The sequence below is a fragment of the Nocardia violaceofusca NBRC 14427 genome (assembly GCF_963869435.1).
Classification (GTDB): Bacteria; Actinomycetota; Actinomycetes; order Mycobacteriales; family Mycobacteriaceae; genus Nocardia; species Nocardia aobensis.
In genome coordinates, this window is record NZ_CAWMPM010000004.1 from 275842 (window position 1) to 296246 (window position 20405).

16 protein-coding genes are annotated in these 20405 nt (G+C 67.2%); 7 read left to right on the forward strand and 9 right to left on the reverse strand.

The annotated features are described in order from the left end of the window. Positions 1-85 precede the first annotated feature (85 nt). The 4 genes from AC5592_RS03710 to AC5592_RS03725 all read right to left on the reverse strand — a co-directional run bounded on the left by AC5592_RS03710 (position 86) and on the right by AC5592_RS03725 (position 2901). Entirely contained in the window at positions 86-577 is a 492-nt protein-coding gene (locus AC5592_RS03710; protein WP_039783114.1) for a peptidylprolyl isomerase, read from the reverse strand. Between the two features lie 245 nt (positions 578-822). After that, positions 823-1209: an SMU1112c/YaeR family gloxylase I-like metalloprotein gene (gene gloA2, locus AC5592_RS03715; protein ID WP_036508415.1), complete on the reverse strand. Its 387-nt coding sequence runs from the start codon at positions 1207-1209 to the stop codon at positions 823-825. A gap of 196 nt (positions 1210-1405) precedes the next feature. Next, complete coding sequence (locus tag AC5592_RS03720) at positions 1406-2275, reverse strand: fructosamine kinase family protein (RefSeq protein ID WP_232329179.1); 870 nt, start codon at positions 2273-2275, stop codon at positions 1406-1408. Then, on the reverse strand, positions 2272-2901 hold the full coding sequence (locus AC5592_RS03725) for a TetR/AcrR family transcriptional regulator (RefSeq protein WP_036508419.1): 630 nt from the start codon (positions 2899-2901) through the stop codon (positions 2272-2274). The genes AC5592_RS03720 and AC5592_RS03725 overlap by 4 nt, the downstream gene beginning before the upstream one ends. Positions 2902-3238: 337 nt before the next feature. Between AC5592_RS03725 and AC5592_RS03730 the strand changes: the two genes are divergently transcribed. After that, the gene (locus tag AC5592_RS03730) at positions 3239-3946 is read left to right on the forward strand and encodes a DUF8020 domain-containing protein (protein WP_036508421.1); all 708 of its coding nucleotides are present in this window, start codon (positions 3239-3241) and stop codon (positions 3944-3946) included. A 199-nt stretch (positions 3947-4145) separates the two neighbouring features. Continuing rightward, on the forward strand, positions 4146-6893 hold the full coding sequence (locus AC5592_RS03735; protein WP_198163746.1) for an excinuclease ABC subunit UvrA: 2748 nt from the start codon (positions 4146-4148) through the stop codon (positions 6891-6893). 80 nt (positions 6894-6973) lie between these two features. Here the strand turns inward: AC5592_RS03735 and AC5592_RS03740 are convergent, their stop codons facing one another. From AC5592_RS03740 to AC5592_RS03760, 5 genes are all read right to left on the reverse strand, one after another. Further along, on the reverse strand, positions 6974-8020 hold the full coding sequence (locus AC5592_RS03740) for a lactonase family protein (RefSeq protein WP_063063383.1): 1047 nt from the start codon (positions 8018-8020) through the stop codon (positions 6974-6976). 260 nt (positions 8021-8280) lie between these two features. After that, complete coding sequence (locus tag AC5592_RS03745) at positions 8281-8655, reverse strand: DUF742 domain-containing protein (RefSeq protein WP_063063384.1); 375 nt, start codon at positions 8653-8655, stop codon at positions 8281-8283. Next, complete coding sequence (locus AC5592_RS03750) at positions 8652-9086, reverse strand: roadblock/LC7 domain-containing protein (RefSeq protein ID WP_063063385.1); 435 nt, start codon at positions 9084-9086, stop codon at positions 8652-8654. The genes AC5592_RS03745 and AC5592_RS03750 overlap by 4 nt, the downstream gene beginning before the upstream one ends. 11 nt (positions 9087-9097) lie before the next feature. Further along, complete coding sequence (locus tag AC5592_RS03755) at positions 9098-11251, reverse strand: sensor histidine kinase (protein WP_084506294.1); 2154 nt, start codon at positions 11249-11251, stop codon at positions 9098-9100. A gap of 374 nt (positions 11252-11625) precedes the next feature. Continuing rightward, the gene (locus AC5592_RS03760) at positions 11626-13233 is read right to left on the reverse strand and encodes a sigma-54-dependent Fis family transcriptional regulator (protein ID WP_063063387.1); all 1608 of its coding nucleotides are present in this window, start codon (positions 13231-13233) and stop codon (positions 11626-11628) included. Positions 13234-13640: 407 nt separating this feature from the next. Here AC5592_RS03760 and AC5592_RS03765 point away from each other — a divergent pair, with 407 nt between their 5' ends. The 5 genes from AC5592_RS03765 to AC5592_RS03785 all read left to right on the forward strand — a co-directional run bounded on the left by AC5592_RS03765 (position 13641) and on the right by AC5592_RS03785 (position 20397). After that, complete coding sequence (locus AC5592_RS03765) at positions 13641-14810, forward strand: PucR family transcriptional regulator (protein WP_063063388.1); 1170 nt, start codon at positions 13641-13643, stop codon at positions 14808-14810. Positions 14811-14932: 122 nt separating this feature from the next. Continuing rightward, positions 14933-15949 (forward strand): ABC transporter permease, encoded by a 1017-nt coding sequence (locus tag AC5592_RS03770; protein WP_063063389.1) that lies wholly within the window; start codon positions 14933-14935, stop codon positions 15947-15949. 58 nt (positions 15950-16007) lie between these two features. Continuing rightward, a complete protein-coding gene (locus tag AC5592_RS03775) occupies positions 16008-17078 on the forward strand; it encodes a sugar ABC transporter substrate-binding protein (protein WP_063063390.1) in 1071 nt (356 codons plus the stop codon). Between the two features lie 2 nt (positions 17079-17080). After that, positions 17081-19315: an ABC transporter permease gene (locus AC5592_RS03780; protein WP_157121545.1), complete on the forward strand. Its 2235-nt coding sequence runs from the start codon at positions 17081-17083 to the stop codon at positions 19313-19315. Continuing rightward, a complete protein-coding gene (locus AC5592_RS03785; protein WP_063063392.1) occupies positions 19312-20397 on the forward strand; it encodes an SMP-30/gluconolactonase/LRE family protein in 1086 nt (361 codons plus the stop codon). Before AC5592_RS03780 ends, AC5592_RS03785 begins: the two co-directional genes overlap by 4 nt. Positions 20398-20405 lie beyond the last annotated feature (8 nt).

Here is a 20405-nt window from a genome sequence, read left to right on the forward strand (position 1 = left end):
TGGCGGCGCCCCGCACCACCCGTCATCGGCACCGCTACCACTGCGGCGCTGAATCGACGGATATGCGGGGCGCGCGCCCTGCCGGTCAGGCCAGCTGAGCCGAGACGATCGTGATCGGCTCGACCGGCACATCCTGGTGGCCGGCCTTGGAGCCCGTGCGGACACCCTCGATCGAATCCACGACGGCATTACCGTCGACGACCCGCCCGAAGACCGCATAACCCCAGCCGTCCTGACCCGGGTAGTTCAGGAAGTCGTTGTTCGCCGTGTTGATGAAGAACTGCGCACTGGCCGAATGCGGATCCGCCGTACGTGCCATCGCGACGGTGTACTTGTCGTTGCGCAGCCCGTTCTTGGCCTCGTTCTGCACCCGATTGGGCGCCGGCTTCTGCTGCATATCGGCGGTCAGACCGCCGCCCTGCACCATGAAACCCGGAATCACACGGTGGAAGATCGTCCCGTCGTAATGGCCGGACTTGACGTAGTCCACGAAGTTGGCGACCGTTTGCGGCGCCTTCGTCTCGTCCAATTCGAGGGTGATGTCCCCGGCTGATGTGTTGAGCAACACTGTGGTCATCCGGTCATCGTATGGCAGCCGCCCTCACCCGGCGGACAACCCCTCATCTCGGATGCACGAAATGACCTTCCTCGTCGTGTGCTTCTTTTGGTTTTCGGTGTGTGAGCTGGAAGCCTGCGGCACGCCATGATGGAGATACATAGTTAGATGCGCATATCTCCATCATGCATTGCATTATACGTCCCGGCGCCGCAAATGCCGCCCGGCATGGTTCCGAACGCCGGCGCCCGCGGCCGGAACAGGATTCAGGCCTCGTACAACTCCAGTGGCAAGTCGTCCGGGTCGAAGAAGAAACCGAAACGGCGACCGGTGAATTCGTCGACGCGAACCTCCTCCACGACCACTCCCCTCCCCCGCAGCTCCGCCAGGCCCGCGGCGACGTCTTCGACGGCGAAGGCGAGATGACGCAACCCGCACGCCTCCGGCCGCGACGGCCGAGGAGGCGGATCCGGGAACGAGAAGAGCTCCAATCGGGTGCCGTCTGGCAGTGCGAGATCCAGCTTCCACGAACGACGTTCGGCCCGGTAGTGCTCCGCCACCACCCGCAGCCCGAGCACCTCGGTATAGAACATTTTCGACCGCTGATAGTCCGACGCGATAATCGCCGCGTGGTGAATCCTCCGCAACTTCATTGCCCGACCGTAGCCACTCCGTCATGGCTGTGGTTGTCGCCGGTGAGCCGGTCGTCTACCGCGCGACGACACTGTGGCTTCCCATGTCTAGATACGCATACGTCCATATCGATATGTTCGTTACTTGCATTCTCCACTCGGCGCTTGGCCGAACACATCGGCCCCGATCATGTAACAGTCTGTCGCCCAGTCGCTTTCACCCTGCGGACAACGCCTCTTCCGCCGCAGCGATGGCCTGTTCCCGGTATCCCCCACCGAACAGCACGACATGCACCAGCAACGGATACAGCTGATGCAGTGCGACCCGCTGCTCCACGCCGGGCGAGAGGGGGAAGCGCTCCTGGTATGCCCCCAGAATGTGGCCGAGATGCGGAGCGCCGAACAGCCGCAACATGGCCAGGTCCGTCTCGCGATGACCCCCGTGGGCGGCCGGATCGATGAGCATCACGCCGCGCTCGGTCCACAGCACGTTGCCCGACCACAGGTCCCCGTGAATGCGGCACGGCGGTTCCGGCGGGCCGGCCAGTTCGCCGATCTCGTCGATCACCCGCTCGACGAGCCGAATCCCGTTGCGGCCCAGCACGGATGCGGCGGCGGGAAGCAGCGGCTGCAGTCGATACCGGGCATACCATTGCCCCCACTCCCCCGCGACCATCGCGTTGTCCTGCGGCACGGTGGCGATACGACCCACCCACGGGGCCCCGTACCGGTCGACGGTGTGCGTGTGCAGGTAGGCGAGCGCCGCACCGAACTGTTCCGCGGCTTCGCGGCCGGGCGCTGTCGAGTTCAACCACGGCAGGACGAGTGTGCGGTCGTCGGCGCCCAGAAGCTGTGGGATCAGACCGGCGGCGTCGGCCTCGCGCAACCAGCGCAGCCCGGCGGCTTCGGCGAGCAAGGCGTGGTCGGCGGGCGAACCTGGTTCGCCCACAGCACTTTTCACGAAGGCGTCGCGGCCGTCGGCGAGCCGCACGCGATACAGGGTCCAAGCGTGTCCGCGGCCGACCGTGCGCTCGGCCACCACCGGCATGCCCAGCAGGGACTCCAGATGCGCCGACAGATCGCTCACGAGGCGTAGACCGTCCGCCAGATCGCACGTCCCAGCGCCCGCGCCAGTTGTTCGTCGCCCACCGGATTCCCGGCTGCGAAGGTGAAGTCGATGGCACGCTCGACCATGCAGGTCAGGGCGATGGCGGTGGCCTCGACCTCCAGGTCGGCGGGAACCCGGCCGGCCGCGCGCTCGCGGTCGAGCCGCAGACGGACGAGTTCGGTGAAGCGCCGGACCCGCTCCTGCCAGTAGCGGCCCACATCGCGGTCGTAACCCGCCACCTCGGTGAGCGCGCGCAACACGCGATGGTGTGCCCGGGTTCCGGCGATCATCAGCCGCATCGCGGTGACCACCCCGGCCTCTCCGTCGAGGTGATCCGCGGCCCACCACAGTTCGGCCGTGCGAAATTGATCGTCGGTCGCCAGGTCGGCCATCCGGATCAGCAGTTGGCTCTTGTCGGGAAAGTAGCGATAGAAGGTGGAGCGGGCGATATCGGCCTCGGCGGCGATCCGGGCCACCGGCAGTTCGGTGTAGGTGACGCCCGTATCCAGCAGCCGATCCACAGCCGCGAGCACCCGCCGCTCCACCGCGTCACGCCGTTCGTCACGCTCACGAGACCGCGAGCCGGGGCGGGTCAGCGACGCCATGTCGTGGGTTCGTCGAGGACGGCCATGGGCATATTGTCGCTCGAGTCACGAGACAACGCAGGTGAGCACCGGAGGAAATCACCGGACGATTCGGGCATCATGCTGGGAAAAGTCTGTGATAACAGCCACAAACGGCAGTTCAGCCGCATTCCGCTTCATTTCGGGCCTCGCGAGAAAGCATCACTCGCACTGGAGGTTTCAGATGTCTCGCCGACAGCGGGGCGGGGGTAGTGAACGGGATCTGAATGAATGGACTCCGGGCGTTCACTGTCTGTTAGCTGGCCTCGTCTGTGATTCCTTCGTCCCTGAACCACTCCGTCTCGAGGTTCCGCAGAAAATGATGATGAGGAAATTCGTCGCGACCGCCGCCATGCTGGTCGCCGCTGTCGGTGTCGCGGCCGGTACCGCCACAGCCGACCCTGCTGCCCCCGCGGCGCCCGAGAGCGTCTACTACAAGGCCAGCGTCGTCGACAACGACAAAGCCGTGATCAAGACCGACGGCGGCTCGATCGTCAACGAAGACGGCATGCTGAAGATCAAGGCCGCCAACGGCACCGTGCTCGCCGGCACCCCGCTGAACTTCCGAGTCGACGACTTCGAGTTCCCGATCGCCGCCGACATCTCCGGCAACACCGCCACCCTCACCCCGCAGTACGACGTGCAGCATGCGGTCTACAAGCCGGTCGCCCTCCCCTTCGAGGACTCGGCCCCGTGGAAGACCCCCTACGACCGTGAGACCGCCGCGTTCAACCGCCTGAAGGACACCATCTCCACCGGCGCCACCATCGGCACCCTCGCCGGCGGTATCGGCGGCGCGGCCATCGGCTGCATCGCGGGCGCCGCCCTCGGTGTCGTCGCCACCGGTGCGCTGGCCACCCTGTTCGGCCTCGGCCCGCTCGGCGGCTGCATCGCCGGTGCCGCCGCTGTCGGCTTCCTGGGTGTACTCGCCGGCCAGATCTTCGTGACCGCTCCGGTCGCGATCGGCGCCGCGATCCAGTACTTCGCGACCATCAACGCCCCGTTCAAGCCGGCGCCGAGCAAATAACGCGCTTACCGCCGCCAGGCACCTACGACGATGCCCTCACAGCAGTTTGCTGTGAGGGCATCGTCGTAGGTGCCGGAAATTCACGCTGCGTTTCGTGCGAGCACGATTACCCACGATAGAAGCGACCGGTCCCGGGTAACCGATGAGATCAGAGCATCCTTCGGCACCGGATCGACCACCGTAGACGTGAGGCCAGGTGATGACACGTACTTCCGCGCGGAAGCGGGCGCCCGGCGGGGACCCGCCGATCGCCGTCCCCGACCGCGTCCAGGTGCGCGGCGCGCGGGAGCACAATCTCGCCGACGTCGATGTCGATATCCCGCGCGATGCGCTGGTCGTCTTCACCGGCGTCTCGGGCTCGGGGAAATCGTCACTGGCCTTCGGCACGTTGTTCGCGGAATCCCAGCGCCGATATCTGGAGTCGGTGGCGCCGTACGCGCGCCGCCTCATCGATCAGGTCGGCGTTCCCGATGTCGATTCGATCGAGGGGCTGCCACCGGCGGTCGCCCTGCAGCAACACCGCGGCGGCGGTAGTGCTCGATCCTCGGTCGGCAGTGTGACGACGTTGTCGAGCCTGGTCCGCATGCTGTATTCGCGGGCCGGTAATTACCCCGCGAAGCAGCCGATGCTCTATGCCGAGGACTTCTCGCCGAACACTGTGCAGGGCGCCTGTCCTACCTGTCACGGTATCGGCCGGGTGTACGAGGTACCCGAGAAACTGATGGTGCCCGACCCGTCGGTGTCGATCCGCGACCGGGCGATCGCCTCCTGGCCTCCGGCCTGGCACGGCCAGAACCTCCGCGACATCCTGGTCTCGCTCGGCTACGACGTCGACCGGCCCTGGCGAGATCTGCCGAAGAAGGACCGCGACTGGATCCTCTACACCGACGAGCATCCGACGGTGCCGGTGTACGCGGGATTCACCCCGGCGCAGACGCGCCGCGCGCTGAAGCAGCAGATGGAGCCCAGCTACCAGGGCACGTTCACCGGTGCGCGCCGGTATGTCCTCGACACGTTCGCGAACACCAAGAGCGCCTCGGTGAAGAAGCGGGTGTCCCGATACATCAGCAGTGCGGTGTGCCCCACCTGCGACGGCAAACTGCTCAAACCGGAGGCCCTGTCGGTGACGTTCGAAGGGCTCGACATCGCCGAATTCTCCGCACTTCCCCTGGCCCGCCTCGCCGAACTGTTGTCGTCGGTACTCGCCGAGAACTGGCGCCCGGCCGATATCGGCTCCGGCGCCGTCCTCGACGAGTCGGCCCGGCGCACGGCGGTCGAGAAACGGGTCGCGGCCGGCGGCTCCGCACACGACGCGGCTCCGGATGTGCGAAACACGCCGAATATGTCGGTCGAAAAACGCGCTGCCGCACAGCGTTTGGTCGCCGAACTGCTGGAGCGGCTGCGTCCGGTCACCGACCTGGGCCTGGGCTATCTGTCTCTGGACCGCAGTACACCGACCCTGTCGTCTGGCGAGTTGCAGCGCGTGCGGCTGGCGACGCAACTCTCTTCGCAGCTCTTCGGAGTCGTCTACGTCCTCGACGAGCCGTCGGCGGGGCTGCACCCGCGCGACCGCGACGCCCTGCTGGGCATCCTGGAGGGGCTGAAGCGCCGCGGCAACAGCGTATTCGTCGTCGAGCACTCGCTCGACATCATCGGCGCCGCCGACTGGCTGGTCGATCTCGGTCCCGGCGCGGGCGAGAACGGCGGCCGGATTCTGCACAGCGGACCGCCCGACGGCTTGCGCGACGTCGATGGATCGGCGACCCGTCGTTATCTGTTCGGCCACGAACGGCCCGCACCCCGGCCGCCGCGGCAGGCGGAGGAATGGTTGCGCCTGAAGAAGGTGCGCCGCAACAACTTACGTGACGTGTCGGTGTCGTTTCCGCTGAGATGCCTCACCGCGGTCACCGGGGTCTCGGGTTCCGGGAAGTCGAGCCTGGTCAGTCAGGCACTCCCCGCGCTGGTCGGTGAGCATCTGGGCCATCCGGTGCTCACCGCCGACGACGACGGCGACGACCTGCTGCTCTCGGACGAGTCGCAGGCCGTCGACGGCACGATCGTCGGCGGAGTCGGCGATCTTCGCCGGGTGGTGTCCATCGATCAGAAACCGATCGGCCGAACTCCCCGTTCGAATGTCGCCACCTACACCGGAATGTTCGATTACATCCGCCGCCGTTTCGCCAGTACACCCAAGGCGCGGCGCCGGCACTACAACGCGGGCAGGTTCTCGTTCAACGTCGCGTCCGGGCGGTGCCCGACATGTGAGGGCGAAGGCTGGGTGATGGTCGAATTACTGTTCCTGCCCAGCGTTTACACGCCATGCCCGGACTGCCACGGCACCCGCTACCAGGCGAGCACACTCGACATCACGTGGCACGGCCGCAATATCGCCGAGGTTCTGGAGATGAGCGTCGACGAGGCGCGCGCGTTCTTCGACGGCGACACCGACATCCTGCGCTCGCTGACGGTTCTGAGCGACGTCGGGCTCGGCTATCTGCGGCTGGGACAGCCGGCGACCGAACTGTCCGGCGGCGAGGCCCAACGCGTCAAACTCGCCACCGAACTGCAGCGCGCCCATCGCGGCGACGCCCTGTATCTGCTCGACGAGCCCACCTCGGGGCTGCATCCGGCCGATACCGACCGGCTGATGCTGCACCTGCAGAAACTCGTGGACGCGGGCAATACCGTCGTGGTCGCCGAACTGGATATGCGTGTTGTGGTCCAGGCCGACCATGCTATCGACCTCGGGCCCGGCGCCGGCAACGAGGGCGGCCGGGTCGTCGTCACCGGCACCCCGGCCGAGGCGGCCGCCGATCCCCATAGCGCGACCGCCCCCTACCTGGCCGCGGCGCTGGGAACCCATCGCGATTCGCCACGCCCGCACCGCGATTCCGGTGCCGGAGGGCACCACGTCGATACCGCTGCGAAGCCGCACCGGGCCGAATAGGCGGCAGTCACGACGGTGGCGACGCGCGGAGACGGGGTACGTGGAACAACACCCGGCTCCAATGTCCGCGCGTCACGGATTCACGCCCCCGGGGTGACGAATACGCCGGTGGCGCCGTCGGAGAACACCACCCCGGTGTCGGCCGGCGGCTCCCCGCTGGGTTCGAGCGCCCCGTTCTCGAGTACCCGGTAGGTGAACACCTTTTCGGTGCCCGCCGTGCTGAGGGTATCGATGACGTAGAGCCGTTTGGCATCTGGGCTCAGGACCACGCGGCCGGGGAAGTGACCGGGTTGGCTGGGCGCGTCGGCGGCGGGAATGGGGGCCAGCGCGCCGTTGTCCTGAATGGCGAAGCCGTTGACGCCCGGGCCCGCGGTTTGCGGGAGGTACAAGTATTTGCTGTCCGGAGTGATCGCCATACCGTGCGGGGTGCCCTCGGTCGGGAATCGGCCGATGGGCGTCAGTGCACCGGTGGGTGAAATACTGTATGCCGACACATCATTGGTGCCCTCATTGGTGATGTAGAGGAATTTGCCGTTCGGCGTCACCGAGGGCAGTGCCGGCCGGTCGCCCGTGAGCACCTGCGGCCCGGCGGGGGTCAGATGCCCGTCGTCGCCGATCGCGAAGGAATCCATGGTGGCGCCGATGAAGCTGGGCGCGAACAGGAATCGGCCGTCAGGCGAGACCGTCGGGATCGAGAGGCCGCTCGTGGCTCCCGGAATCGTCGCCGAGGCGACCGGCGTCAGGGCGCCCGAGGGGGCGATGGCGTAAGTACGCACCTCGTTGGTCACCGAGCCGACCGTGGCGAACAACCACCGTCCGTCGGGGCTCACCACCGCGCCCACCACCGGCTGTCCCGGATCCAGCCGGGCGCCCGCAAGAGGCTCGAACGAGCCGTCCGGATGTACTCGGAAGCCTTGCAAGGTACCCGAAATTGTATGGGCCACATACACGTAATGGTTGTTCGGGGTGACGGCGACGGTGAGGGTGCCGGTTTCGATCGGTACTGTCGGGCCGGTGCCCGACAGGTGGCCGCCCGATTCGCGTAGCACCCCGAGATTCGACGACCCGGTGCCTCCGACCAGAAGATAACTGGGGCCGGCCGGGGCCGCGCCCACCGGCGGGGTCACAACACCACCGACGGAAACCCCCACAGCCACGCCGATCGCCGCCGCAAGTGCCGACGTTCGCCTCCGCTGCCCTATACGGGACGAAGACACTTTCGGGCCGCTGAGGGTATTCCGATCGTTCAAGACAACCTCCGTTGGTTGGCAGCCCGCGGGGCGCGGGTCGGTGCGCCGACAAGGATCCGTCGGCGCGCTGCCACGAACGTATGCCCCCGGTCGGAGGCGAAGTGTCCAAGGATTTGGACAACCGACACCGAAGCCGGTCATAGTTTCCGTAACCCGGCCAAAACCTCCCGCAGAAATACCGGATCGTGTCCGACGTCAGGATGTGGCGATCGGAACTCGATGTATCCGGCGGTGATCAGATCACCGACGAGAACCTTCGCCGCCGTGACCAGCAATCCGCAGCGCGCCGCGATTTCCGCGATGGATTGCGGCCCACCACGGCACAACGACAGAATCTGCCGGTATTCACGGTCGAAATTCTCGATGTCGTTGTCGAACTCGACGGCCGTCACCAGCGTGAAGATATCCAGATCGTGCACGTTCGTCCCGGTTCGCCCGCGGGTCGTGGCGAAGGGCCGAACCAGCGGCCCTGGATCGTCGTCGATCGGTGAATCGTCGGGTGGTCGGGTCACGGCTGGTACGGCGGGACAACTGTTTCCGACACTCTGGGGACCGTCGACAGGTGCTCGCGCACCTGACCGATGATCACATTCATTTCGTAGGCGATCAGACCGAGATCGGATTCGATATCCGCTAGCAGCGCCAGACACGCCCCGTTTCCGGCCTCGGTCACGACCAGGAAACCCAATTCCAGTTCGATGACCGTCTGATGCAATTCGCCTTTGCCGAAATGGGAGCCGACGCCGCGCGCGAGACTGTGCAGAGCCGAGGCGATGGCCGCCAGATGTTCGACATTCTCGCGGCCGAGGCCGGAACCGGCCATCGGCAATCCGTCGGCGGACAGGACGACCGCACCTTCGGCCCCGGAGACTCGGGAGACCAGCTTGTCGAGTATCCAGTCCAGCCCGACGGGAGCGGGAGTGGTCGAGGGGTATTCGTTCATGTTATGGCCGTTCACTGTTCGTCGGAATTATGCTGTGCGCTGGTGTCGGCGGAACGCCGGGCTTGCCGGGTTCCGCGCTGGAAGGAGGTCATGGCCGCACGTGCCACGTCCGGGCTTCGTCGTCGCTCGGCGACGGACGCCGAGGGTGACCCAATGTGCCGGCGCGCGGCCGGCATTCCGTTGCTCGGCCGTACTCGCCGGGGCAGCGGCGTGCGCGACGGCTCGAGAGCGGCCTGGTCGGCCGGTGCGACATCCATGCTCACCCGATCCAGCACGGCCGCGGGAACGAGCACGATCGCGGTGACGCCGCCGTAGGGTGATTCCCGCAGGCTCACTCCGATACCGTGCCGGCGCGCCAGGCGACCGACCACGAACAATCCGAGTTGACGCCGGCCCGTGAGCGCCATCTCGTGGAATTCGGGTGGTTCGACCAGAAGCGTGTTGACCTGCTCCAGTTGTTCGAACACCATGCCGAGGCCGCGGTCGACGATCTCGACCACGACCCCGCGCCCGACGATGCTGCCGTGCACGGTGATCGGCGCTTCCGGCGGAGAGAAGTTCGCCGCGTTGTCGATCAGTTCGGCGAGCAGATGGATGAGATCGGCGACCGCGGCGCCGAGGACGCTCACCGGGGGAAGCCGGACGGCGGTCACCCGCGCGAACCCCTCGGTTTCGGAGGCCGCGCTGCGCACGATCTCCTCGAGGCCCACCGGCCGCCGCCACTGCCGCCCGGGCTGCCGGTCGCCGAGGATGAGCAGATTCTCGGCGTTGCGCCGGGCGCGGGTCGCCAGGTGATCGAGCTGGAACAGCAGCTCGAGATGATCGGGGTGGTCCTGTTTGGCCTCGGCCACATCCAGCACGTCGAGCTGCCGGCGGACCAGGGCTTGACTGCGGAACGCGATGTCGAGGAAGACCCGGTTGAATCCGTCCCGGGTGCGAGCCTCGGCGACGGCGGCGGCGATGGCGGTGCGCTGGGCGGCGGCGAAGGCGTCGGCCACTTCGCCGATCTCGTCCACACCGGAGTCGACGGGGGTGGTCTCGCCCTGCACATCCACCGTTTCGCCTCGATGGATGCGGTCGATGATCGCGGGGAGCCGGTCGTTGGCCAACTCGAGGCTGGACGAGCGCAGCGACCGCAGTCGGCGCACGAGCCGCCCGGCGAGCACGAGGGCGGCGGCGACGGCGAGCACGGTCGCGATGACGAGTCCAGTACCGGCGGTGATCGCCCAGTTCAACGTTCTGTCGGCGACCTTCTGGGTCAGTGCGACGGTGTTGCGGTACTGGTCGGCGACCACGGCGACCAGCCTGTCGTCGACCGACCGCTGCGCGGGCCGCCATGCGTCCTCGGGCGTGTCCAGGCTGCCCCGCTCGGCGAGCTGGTTCTGCGCGCTCTCGGTGAGCCGCCATTCGGCGCTGTCGGTCAGTGCCCGGAACGCGGTTTGCGCGACGGGGGCCAGCCGTGCTACCAGCGTGTCGAGCTGCTGCCGGTAGGAGCCGGTCAGCTCGGCCAGAGCTCGTCTTCCGGCGACGTCGAGCATTCCGCGCGATTGCGCGACCGCCGCGTAGCCGAGGGCCCGCGCGTGGGTATCGACCGCGCGGATCAGGGCATTGCCCGTCATATCTCCGGCCAAGGTGTCGTTGTCCGGAGAGTGACCGACGGCGCTGTCGAAGCCACCGTCGGCGGTGGCGCCCACGAGCAGACTGTAGAAGGCGTCGACGGCTTCGGGCGTGGTTGCGCGCGTGTCGATCTGGTGCCGGACGTCGGCGAGCTTCGCCACGAGCTGACCGATCTGGCTGCCGAACTTCTCGGCCGTGCCCGCATCGATCTTTTTCGCCCCCGAGGCGATCGCAGCGGTTTCCGCCATCGCGGTGTCCAGCGCTCTCCGCCGGTCCGCGATATTCACCTCCGGGCCCGCGATGCCGCCGGCCACGAGCATGCCGGCCGTCCGTTCGTCCTCGACGGCGCTGACGAAATGCAGGAGTGGGTCGATGATGCCCTGCTGGTAGTTCGACCATTCCCGGACCGCGTGCGCACGAGTGGCGAGGACGGCGATGGTGACACCGCCGGTCGCCAGCAGCAGGATGCTCGGGATCAACGCGATCGCGAGAACGCGGGTTCGGATACCGGCCCACCGTCTCGCGCGCGGGCTTTCGGCAACTGTCATCGGTGACGTCCAAACGTAGTTTTACGCTTAATACATTGAGCTTGATGTTGCGTTACCCGGGCGGCGCTTCTTTGAATGCGTATCCGTAACGCGCGCAATTCTTTTCGCACGCGGCTGCCCCCGGGGCCCGGCGCGCGTCCGCGCTACGCACCGAACCCCGGAGGCCCCCCCGACCGCCGGATCTGCCCAGTGGACTACTCCGGCGGAGCAGGGGTGGACGCGCATGCACCCGGGCCGAGCACGGCCGCCGATGCAGCTGTCATGGTCCTCACCACCTCTGGAACTGTCCGGGGCACCGCCTGATTCGGCGCCCGACCCACAGTAGAGAGGTATGCGGCCGGTGAGTGTCCAAAGTTCTAGACACTCACCGGGATTCAGTCGATGTGCAACGCCCGCAACCGGTTGTAGAGGGTGGACCGGCTGACTCCCAGGGCCCGCGCGGCCTGCAACCGGTTGCCACCGGCGGCTTCCAGGGCCGCGACGATGACCTCCCGCTCGGCTTGCCGGAACGGCGAGGCCGGCGCGGGACGACCGCGGTGCGAGGCCGGCAGATCCGAGGGGATGATGTCGCCGGCCGAGCGCAGGTCGGCGACGGCCGCGATCACGCGCCGCAGCTCCGCCAGATTGCCCGGCCACGGCTGTTCGGCCAGAATGCGCAGCGTCTCGGCGGTCAGCCGGGTTTGCCCGCCGGGTTTCATCTCAGCGAGCATGTGCCGCGCCAGCTGCGGGATTTCATGGCGGCGGCGGCGCAGTGGCAGGAGATCGTTGCGGTCGTTGCACAGTACCGCCAGCGGCGCGTGCACGGTGTCGAGGTGCTCGCCCGGCGTCGAGGTCAAGACAACATTGCGCCGCGCGCTGCGCAGATACCGGGCCAGCAGCGTCGTCATCTGTTCCGAGAGCAGCTGGATGTTCTCCACGACGGCCGCGGGTCCCGGCCGGCCGAGGACGGTATCGGCGGCGCCTGCCCAGGCCTGTTCACCCAGCCGCACGATTTCGGTGGCGTCCAGTTCCGCCGCGTCGGACCCCGCGGCCCGCTGGGCGGCGGCGGTGCGGCCGCTGCCCAATTCGCCGACCACCAGCAGCGGCCAGGTCTGCGTCCGGGTGGCGGGGCGCTCGCCGCGGCGAGTCTCCTGATCCGGGATGACGTCGACCAGCACGCCGTGGTCGTCGTCGACCGGCATACACCGCAGTCGAACGGACTGCCCGGAGACGAGGGTGAGTCGGTGGGTCGCCTCACCGGCGAACCGGGTGCCCTCCACGCACATCCGCACGGCCGCGTGGTCGGCGGGTTCGAGCAGATCCAGCGCCGCGGGGGTGGCCAGGACGAGGCCGTGGCCGACCGCGACAACCGCTCGTTTCCGGCGGGTCGCCGCCGCCTGGAAGGCGGTCAGGAGCTGCCGCTGTGACTGCGAGGCGTCCAGTTGGAGGCGGTCTTCGATATCGCGCACCACCCGCCGGGCGAAGGGCGGGAACAGCCGGTGGTCGTCGCCGGCACGGCCACTGATGTCGAGGACGCCCTCGAGCCGGCGGGTGACCGGATTGACGATCGGATGCCCGTAACAGGTGAAGCCCTGGAAGGCCGACATGAAGTGTTCGGGGCCTTCCACGAGCAGACCCTGCCGGGTCTCGATGGGGGTGCCCACGGCGTTGGCGCCGACCTCGTCCTCGGCGAGCCGGATCCCCGGCACCACTCCGAGGTCGGCCACACCGCGCAACGTGGACCGGTCCGCGCACTGGATATCCACCACGCGGGCCGACTGATCGGCGAGCAACAGCGTGACCGAGGTACCCTCCAGTTCGGCCGTGGCCCGTTCGAGCACCGGACGCGCCGCCCGGGTTAGGCCCGACTCGACGGCGACCGCGTCCGGATCGAAGCGGGGCGTGACATGTTCGTCGAGGCCGTTGAGCCGGGATCGTAACCACGCCGACGCGATTTCGGGTCGTGCCGGTCTTATGCCGGGATGCGCCGATATAGAAGGCACGCGACACCACCTTGTCTCGCCGTTCTCGCCTACCCTGCTGCGCTGTTCGCTGGCAGGACGAGCAGTGAATATGTGAGAAGCATTATATTTTATGTACGAAATGATGCAAGTCACACCCCTTTCGAAAACGATGCGGTGACCGGCACCGACACCATCCTCCGGCGGGGTGTCCAAATACTTGAACACTGCGCACTCGGCAGCGCCCATAGTCTCGGGGAGCTCGAACGATCCGGGCGCTACGCGTCAGCGGAGTCTACGGTCCCCGCGCACACCGAGTCCGCATTTTCGACCCGAATACCGGAATCGACGGAGGAGATTTCGATGCCCGAAACTCACCACTGCGCACCGACGCCCCCGACGGCGCTCCCACGCCGGATTCCGGGGATCAACTCCGGATAGGAGGAGCAGTGCCCCAAAGACAACTTTCCCTACCGACCCGTGCCGCGGATCCACACACCGGCTCGCACCACTTCGATGGGCCGACGCCCAACGGCGACAACCTGACCCGCGCCGTACAGGAATGCCTGGAACTGTCGATGTGCATACTGGCCGGACAGGAACGCCCCGAACACCTGCGGCGGCTCCAGCAGGAGGCGTCGTGCTGGGCACGCGACGGAATCCCCATCGATACGATCCTGCGGCTGGTCCACGACGGTGTGCGCCTGGCCATCGATCTCGTGCGGCGCAGCGCCGTCACCCGGATCGGCACGACCGGCATCCGTCGCCGCCCGATCGACGGCGACGTCGTCCTGGACCTGCTGACCACGATCACCTCGACGGTCGCCGGAGCCTACGCCCGCCAGCTCCACGCCGCCGACCGCCAGCACGCGGCGCGTGCGCTGGCGACCGCTCTGCTGGAAGGACGGCCGACCTCGGCCCTGGTTCGCCACGGCGGCATCGAGGTCGCTGACGAATACTGGGTGCTGGCGCTGACCGTGCTGCGAATTCCGGATTGTCCGGGTTCCCGCGTCGGCGCCGACGTCCTCACCCTCGCGCCCATACGGCGGGTGCGGGCCGAACTCGCCGACCGATTCGACGGCGCCGCATTGGACGTCCTGTCGCTCGACGGCGGCACGGTCCTGGTGCCTGCCGCGCTCGCCGAGGATGCCGCTCTCGACCTCCTCGTCGCCGACCTCACCCGGACGGCGGGCGTGCCGATCGCCGCCGCGCTCACCCGCGCCGAGGCCCCGGGCATCCCCGCCGCCGCCGATCGCGCTCACGAACTGCTCGACCTGGCGGCCCGGCTCGGCATGACCGGATTGCATCGCTTCGACGACCTGGCGCTGGAATATCAGCTCACCCGGCCGGGCCCCGGTCTCGACCAGCTCAGCGCTCTGCTGGATCCCCTGGACGATTACCCCGAATTGCTGAGCACCCTGCGATGTTTCATCGCCAACGACCAGAGCCGCAAACGCACCGCCAATCGCCTGCACCTGCACCCGAATTCGGTCGACTACCGGCTCAAACGCATCGCTCAGCTCACCGGTCTGGACGTCTCGCGCTCCACCGGCCTGTGGTATCTGCGCTCGGCCCTCATCGCGCGCAGCCACCGTCGGCCGATCATCCGAACGTCGTAGTCGAATCCGACCGGCGTCAGATGCCGTCGCCCTGTGCCCTGGGACACAGTGTCAGCCACATCACATGACTGACGAGGAGCGGCGATGGAGCCATCACACAACACCGACGGGCGTGGCCGGCGATGACCACGGCCACGCTGGATACTCGCGTACACATCTCGCCACGGTCCCGGATCGCGCGGATCGAACAGGGCTATCTGGTGCTCGGCATCACGGTGCTGGTCTGCCTCGTGGGCGGGCTGACCACATCGAACTTCCTGTCGCTGAACAACTTCACCAGCATCGCGAGCCTGTCGGCGGCCTTCGGCATCCTGGCCGTCGGTGAGGCCGTGGTCATTCTCGGCAAGGGCATCGACCTGTCGGTGGCCGGGATCGGGCTGGGGACCGCGCAGGCGACGCTGGCGTTCATGAATCGCGGTATGCCGGAAGGCAGAGCGATCCTGCTGATGGCCGGGCTGGCGCTGCTGGTCGGCGTCGTCAACGGCGTGCTGATCGCCTACTTCGAGGTGCCGGCGCTGTTCGCGACCCTGGCCACCGGCATGCTCGCCATCGGCGGCGTCGACATCCTGTTCCTGACCAGCAACGTCTACAACGTGCCGGGCGGATCATGGATCGCGGCACTGAGCAACGGATCGGTGCTGGGCGTTCCGCGTCCGGTCCTTGTGGCCGCCGCGGTATTCCTGCTGGCCTGGCTGTTCATCTCCTACACCTCGCCGGGACGTTTGATCCGCGCGATGGGCGACAACTTCGACACCGCCCGGGCGACCGGTGCGCCGGTGCGCCCGCTGCAGGTGCTGACGTATGTGATCGCCGCACTGCTGGCGGTGCTGGCCGGCTATGTCACGGTGTCGATTCAGGGCAGCGTGCAGACCACGGTGAGCTCGTTCGATCCGATTCTGTTCACCGCGTTGACCGTTGCCGTGATCGGCGGTGTGTCGCTTTCGGGCGGTCGCGGCACGATTCTCGGCGTCCTCGCGGGATCGCTGTTCGTCGGCGTCCTCAACAACTTGCTCGTACTGCACGGGCTGACCACAGCCGTGCAGGACCTCATCCGCGGCGCGGTCCTGATCGCCGCCATCGCCTTCGACGCCTGGTTGCATCCGCGCAATGTCGAGACCGAGAAGTCGGGCGAATTGTAATGCCCTCCCCCACAAGCGTTTTCCTTTCCGATCAATCTCACAGCAGGAGTGTTCAACGATGAACCGAAAGAAGATACTCGCCCTCGTGATGGCCGCCCTGGCGGCATTCGCCGTCGCCGGATGTTCGGTCGACAGCGGCGCCAGTTCCGGCGGGGCCGCCTCCGGCGATCAGGCCTTCGGCGCGAATGTGGACATGAACGCCGCGGTGCAGAAGGCCCACGACGTGATGAAGGGCAAGAAGATCGCCTTCGTCCCGATCCTCTACAAAGGCTATGCGCTGACCGAGAACTGGGGCGCGACAATGCAGCGCTCCTTCGGGAACCTGGGCGCCGACTTCCAGGTCTACGACTCCAACTTCTCCAGCGACCGGATGATCAGCACCATCAACGACCTGATCGCCCGCAAGGCCGCCGACGTCCTAGTCCTGCAGAATCAGGACCTCGGTCTGCTCGACAACGCGATCCAGCAGGCCGAGCGCGCCGGCATCTACACCGTCGTGCTGAACATGATGTCGACCCGCCTCGGGGACGCGTTCATCGGCGTCGACGTCGCGCATGCCGCACGCACGATCGCCCAGCGCGCGGCCGACGATTGCGGCGCGCGCAACGCACCCAAACAGGTCGCGGTGATCGACGGGCCCGGTAACGACCCGGCCTCGATCCAGTGGAATCAGGGCATCCACGATGTGCTCGACCCGCTGGGATACAAAGTGACCGTTGCCCATTCGCAGTTCCAGAACGCGGTCGCGCAGCAGGCGGCGGAGTCGATGCTGCAGCAGTCGCAGGGCAAGTTGTGCGGATTCCTGGTGACCTACGACGTCAACGCGGTCACGGTCGGCCAGACCGTCGCCAACGCCGTCGGCCGCGGCCAGGTGGCCCCGGATTCGGTGGGTACCTACACCTTCGACGCCGACAAGAGCTGGTGTGATGCGCTGAAGCAGGGCTTGGTCACCGCCTCGGTCGCCTACGACGTGCAGGGTATCGGTGAAGCGGCGGCAGTCGCGACCCAGCAGCTGATCCAGTCCGGTGTCAAACCCGGCGGCAACCACACCGTGTCCTTCGTCTCCGACGCGATGGTCGACAAGAACAACGTCGATGACGTCTCCATCGCCTGCTACAAGGGCCAGTGAGCATGACAGCCAACACACTCGTCGAAAACCCGCCGCCCGCAACGTCTTCCAAGACAGTGACGCGGGGGCGGCTCGGAATCAAGTATCTGTCCCGCGGCGTGGACTCCTTCCCGCTCACCGGCGGCAGGTGGACCGACCGCATCGCGCGCTACCGCACGCTGTCGGAGCTGTTCGAGAAGCGCTGGATGGAGGGCGCGGTCCCCTTGGGCCTGGCTCTGATCCTCTGTGCGATCGTGCTGGCCACCACGAAGGTCGGCGCCGACAACACTCCCCTCATCCTGGACCAGGCGACCGAATACGGGCTGCTCGCCATCGGTTTGACGGTGGTGCTGGTCGGCGGCGGCATCGACCTGTCGGTGGGTTCCATCGTCGGGGTCGCCTCCCTCGGCGCGATGGTCGCCGACCGGGTGTGGAACTGGCCGATGCCGGTCGTGGTGCCCGCGGCGGTCGCGATCGGGGCCGCGCTCGGCGCGATCAACGGCTTCCTCATCGCGCGGCTGAAAATGCGGCCGTTCATCACCACCCTGGTGACGCTGATCGCCTTCGGCGGCGCGGCCTCCGCGCTGCAGAGCGCCTACAGCACGAAGATCGGCCTCGCCAAGCCCGACATCGTCTGGGATTTCCTGAGTTTCGGCAAGATCGCCGGAATTCCGGCGGAGTGGTTCATCTTCCTGGTGGTGTTGATCGTCGTGCACCTGGGGCTCACCCGTTCCCGCTGGGGCTGGTGGGTCACCGCGGTCGGCTCGGATCGCCGCTCCGCGCGCCGCAACGGTATTCCGGTCGACGCCACCACCTTCTGGATCTATGTGCTCTCCGGTGCGCTCGCGGGCCTGTCGGGTCTGCTCACCGCGGCCCGGCTCGGCCGCACCGACCCCAACGTCGGAAACGGCTGGGAGATCATCGCTTTGACCGCGGTGGTGCTCGGTGGTGTGAGCCTCAAGGGTGGCCGTGGTTCGGTGTTGCGGGCGACCGTCGGTGTTCTGGTGGTGGCGATCATCCAGCAGGCCACCATCGCCGAGGGCGCACAGGGGTCCTACTACACGGTGATCCTCGCGGCGGTGCTGCTGCTGTTCACGATCCTCGACCTGAAGTGGGGTAAGTATCGCCAGCGCACGGTCGAGAAGCTCAAGATCGACCCGGCGAAACTGGAGCTGCCGCCGCTGACCGATATCACCACTCCCGGCAGTGTCTGGAACCTCAACAGCCGGCTGACCGACGCCCCGCCGATCGGTCTCGGACAGATCCGCGGCGCCGAGGACTGCGCCGTCGACGGTGACGGCAATGTCTTCTGCGGTGACCAGCGCGGCTGGGTGTGGAAATTCGCACCCGACCGCACCGAAGGCGAAATCTTCTCGCGCACCGGCGGTTTCCCCTGCGGCCACGTCTTCGACCGGGACGGGCAGCTGGTGGTCGCGGTCGGCGGTATGGGCATCTACCGGGTCTCCCCGGACGGGGAATCGGAACTGCTGGCCAACAAGGTCGCACGCAGCCCGTTCTCCCTGCTCGACGACTCCGGACTGCGCGCCGTCGACGATCTCGATGTCGCCCCCGACGGCTCGATCTACGCCTCGGACTTCTCCACCCGCAACAACACCGCGGACTTCCTCATCGAGCTGGTGGAATTCCGCCACAACGGCCGCGTGGTGCGGGTCGATCCGGACGGCAGCACCGAAGTCGTCGTGTCCAATCACGTATTCCCCAACGGCATCTGCACCTCCCACGACGGCCAGTCGATCCTTATCGTCAGCACCGGTCTGTGCCGGGTGGATCGATTGTGGATCGCCGGGCCGAAACAGGGACAGCTCGAACCGGTGCTGGAGAACCTGCCCGGCTACCCGGACAACCTCAATCGCTCCTCGGACGGCAACTACTGGCTGCCGCTGTGCGCCATACGCACCCCGATGTCGGATCTGCTGCGTAAATACCCCGGCGTGCGCCGGCGCATGACTCGTGAAGTGTCGCTGGACAACTGGGTCGTTCCGCAGCTGAACATGTCGTGCGTGATCAAGTTCGACGATCGGGGCCAGATCCTGCAGGTGCTGTGGGACGAGACGATGGAGAACTACCCGATGGTGACCTCGGTCAAGGAACACGCCGGCCACCTGTATCTGTGCGGCGTCAGCAACAACCGCATCGGCCGGCTTCCGTTGCTGCCGGAGGAAATCGGCTCCATCGATCCCAATCGCGTTCCGGGACTGGCGGATACGACGCGCACACCCGCTGGGGTGATCCTGTGAACCGCACGATCGCCACCCTCGCCGAATGGATCAACCCCGCGTGGGGCAAGCACCGCACCGTCCCGCCGATGGATGCCGGCCTGCGGCCCAACCGGCGACTGGACGAGGCGAAGGATCTGCTGCCGGACGATATCTACGAACCCGATGACGTCGTCATCACCGAATCCGGTTCGGTGCTGTTCGGCAGCGGCGCTTATCTGCTCTCACTGCGTGACGGCGAGGTGCGCCCCGTCGCCGAACTTCCGGGGCCGGTGGGGGCGCTCGTATGCCGCGGCGGGGCGGTGATCGCCGCCGTCGAGGGCACCGGGCTCGTCGCGGTCGACACCTCGGGGACGGTGACCGAACTGTGCACCGACCCCGTGGTCGCCACCTGCGTCACCGACCTCGCGGTCCTGCCCGACGGTTCACTGATCGGCACGGTCGGTTCCCGGAACCACGACGCGCGCAACTGGTCTCGGGCATTGGTCCGCAGCGATCGCTCCGGCCTCATCGTCCGATTCGACGGCTCGCGGGCGCGGGTCGAGGCGCAAGGTCTGGGATGGCCGTCGGGCATCGAGGTGGCCTCGGCCACCGAGGTGCTGGTGTCGCTGAGTTTCGAACACCGCATCGAAGTGCGATCCCTGGACGCGCTCGCCCGCCCGGCGCGCGCGATCGCTCGCAATCTGCCCGTCTACCCGGGGCGCCTGGTCGACGCGGGTGACGGCTGGTGGGTCGCGGCGCCCTATATCCGCAATCGAGTGACCGAAATGCTGCTCGACGAACCCGCGGTCATCGAGGAGATGGTGGCGCGGATCGATCCCGAGGACTGGTTCGTGCCGCGACTGCGCTGCACCAACCCCTACACCGACACCATGCAGATGGGGCAGCTGCGGGTGCTCGGTGTGGTCAAACCGTGGGCGCCCGCGCGATCGTGCGGAGTGGTGCTGCGCATCGACCGGACCGGGCGCGTGGTGGAGAGCGCGCACGCGCGCGTCGACAGCAAGCGGCACGGCGTGACCGGTGTCGCGGTGTCCGGCGATGGCATCGTGGTGGCGGCCAACGGGTTCGGCAATGTCCTGCACGTGTCCGGTGAGAAGGAATGAGGTGATAC

Bases quoted from the DNA above. Each gene is read 5' to 3' on its own strand.
- AC5592_RS03755 (WP_084506294.1), bottom strand. From the start codon at position 11,251: ATGACAGTTGCCGAAAGCCCGCGCGCGAGACGGTGGGCCGGTATCCGA.
- AC5592_RS03735 (WP_198163746.1), top strand. From the start codon at position 4,146: ATGACACGTACTTCCGCGCGGAAGCGGGCGCCCGGCGGGGACCCGCCG.
- gloA2 (WP_036508415.1), bottom strand. From the start codon at position 1,209: ATGAAGTTGCGGAGGATTCACCACGCGGCGATTATCGCGTCGGACTAT.
- AC5592_RS03750 (WP_063063385.1), bottom strand. From the start codon at position 9,086: ATGAACGAATACCCCTCGACCACTCCCGCTCCCGTCGGGCTGGACTGG.
- AC5592_RS03725 (WP_036508419.1), bottom strand. From the start codon at position 2,901: ATGGCGTCGCTGACCCGCCCCGGCTCGCGGTCTCGTGAGCGTGACGAA.
- AC5592_RS03780 (WP_157121545.1), top strand. From the start codon at position 17,081: ATGACAGCCAACACACTCGTCGAAAACCCGCCGCCCGCAACGTCTTCC.
- AC5592_RS03730 (WP_036508421.1), top strand. From the start codon at position 3,239: ATGATGATGAGGAAATTCGTCGCGACCGCCGCCATGCTGGTCGCCGCT.
- AC5592_RS03710 (WP_039783114.1), bottom strand. From the start codon at position 577: ATGACCACAGTGTTGCTCAACACATCAGCCGGGGACATCACCCTCGAA.
- AC5592_RS03770 (WP_063063389.1), top strand. From the start codon at position 14,933: ATGACCACGGCCACGCTGGATACTCGCGTACACATCTCGCCACGGTCC.
- AC5592_RS03775 (WP_063063390.1), top strand. From the start codon at position 16,008: ATGAACCGAAAGAAGATACTCGCCCTCGTGATGGCCGCCCTGGCGGCA.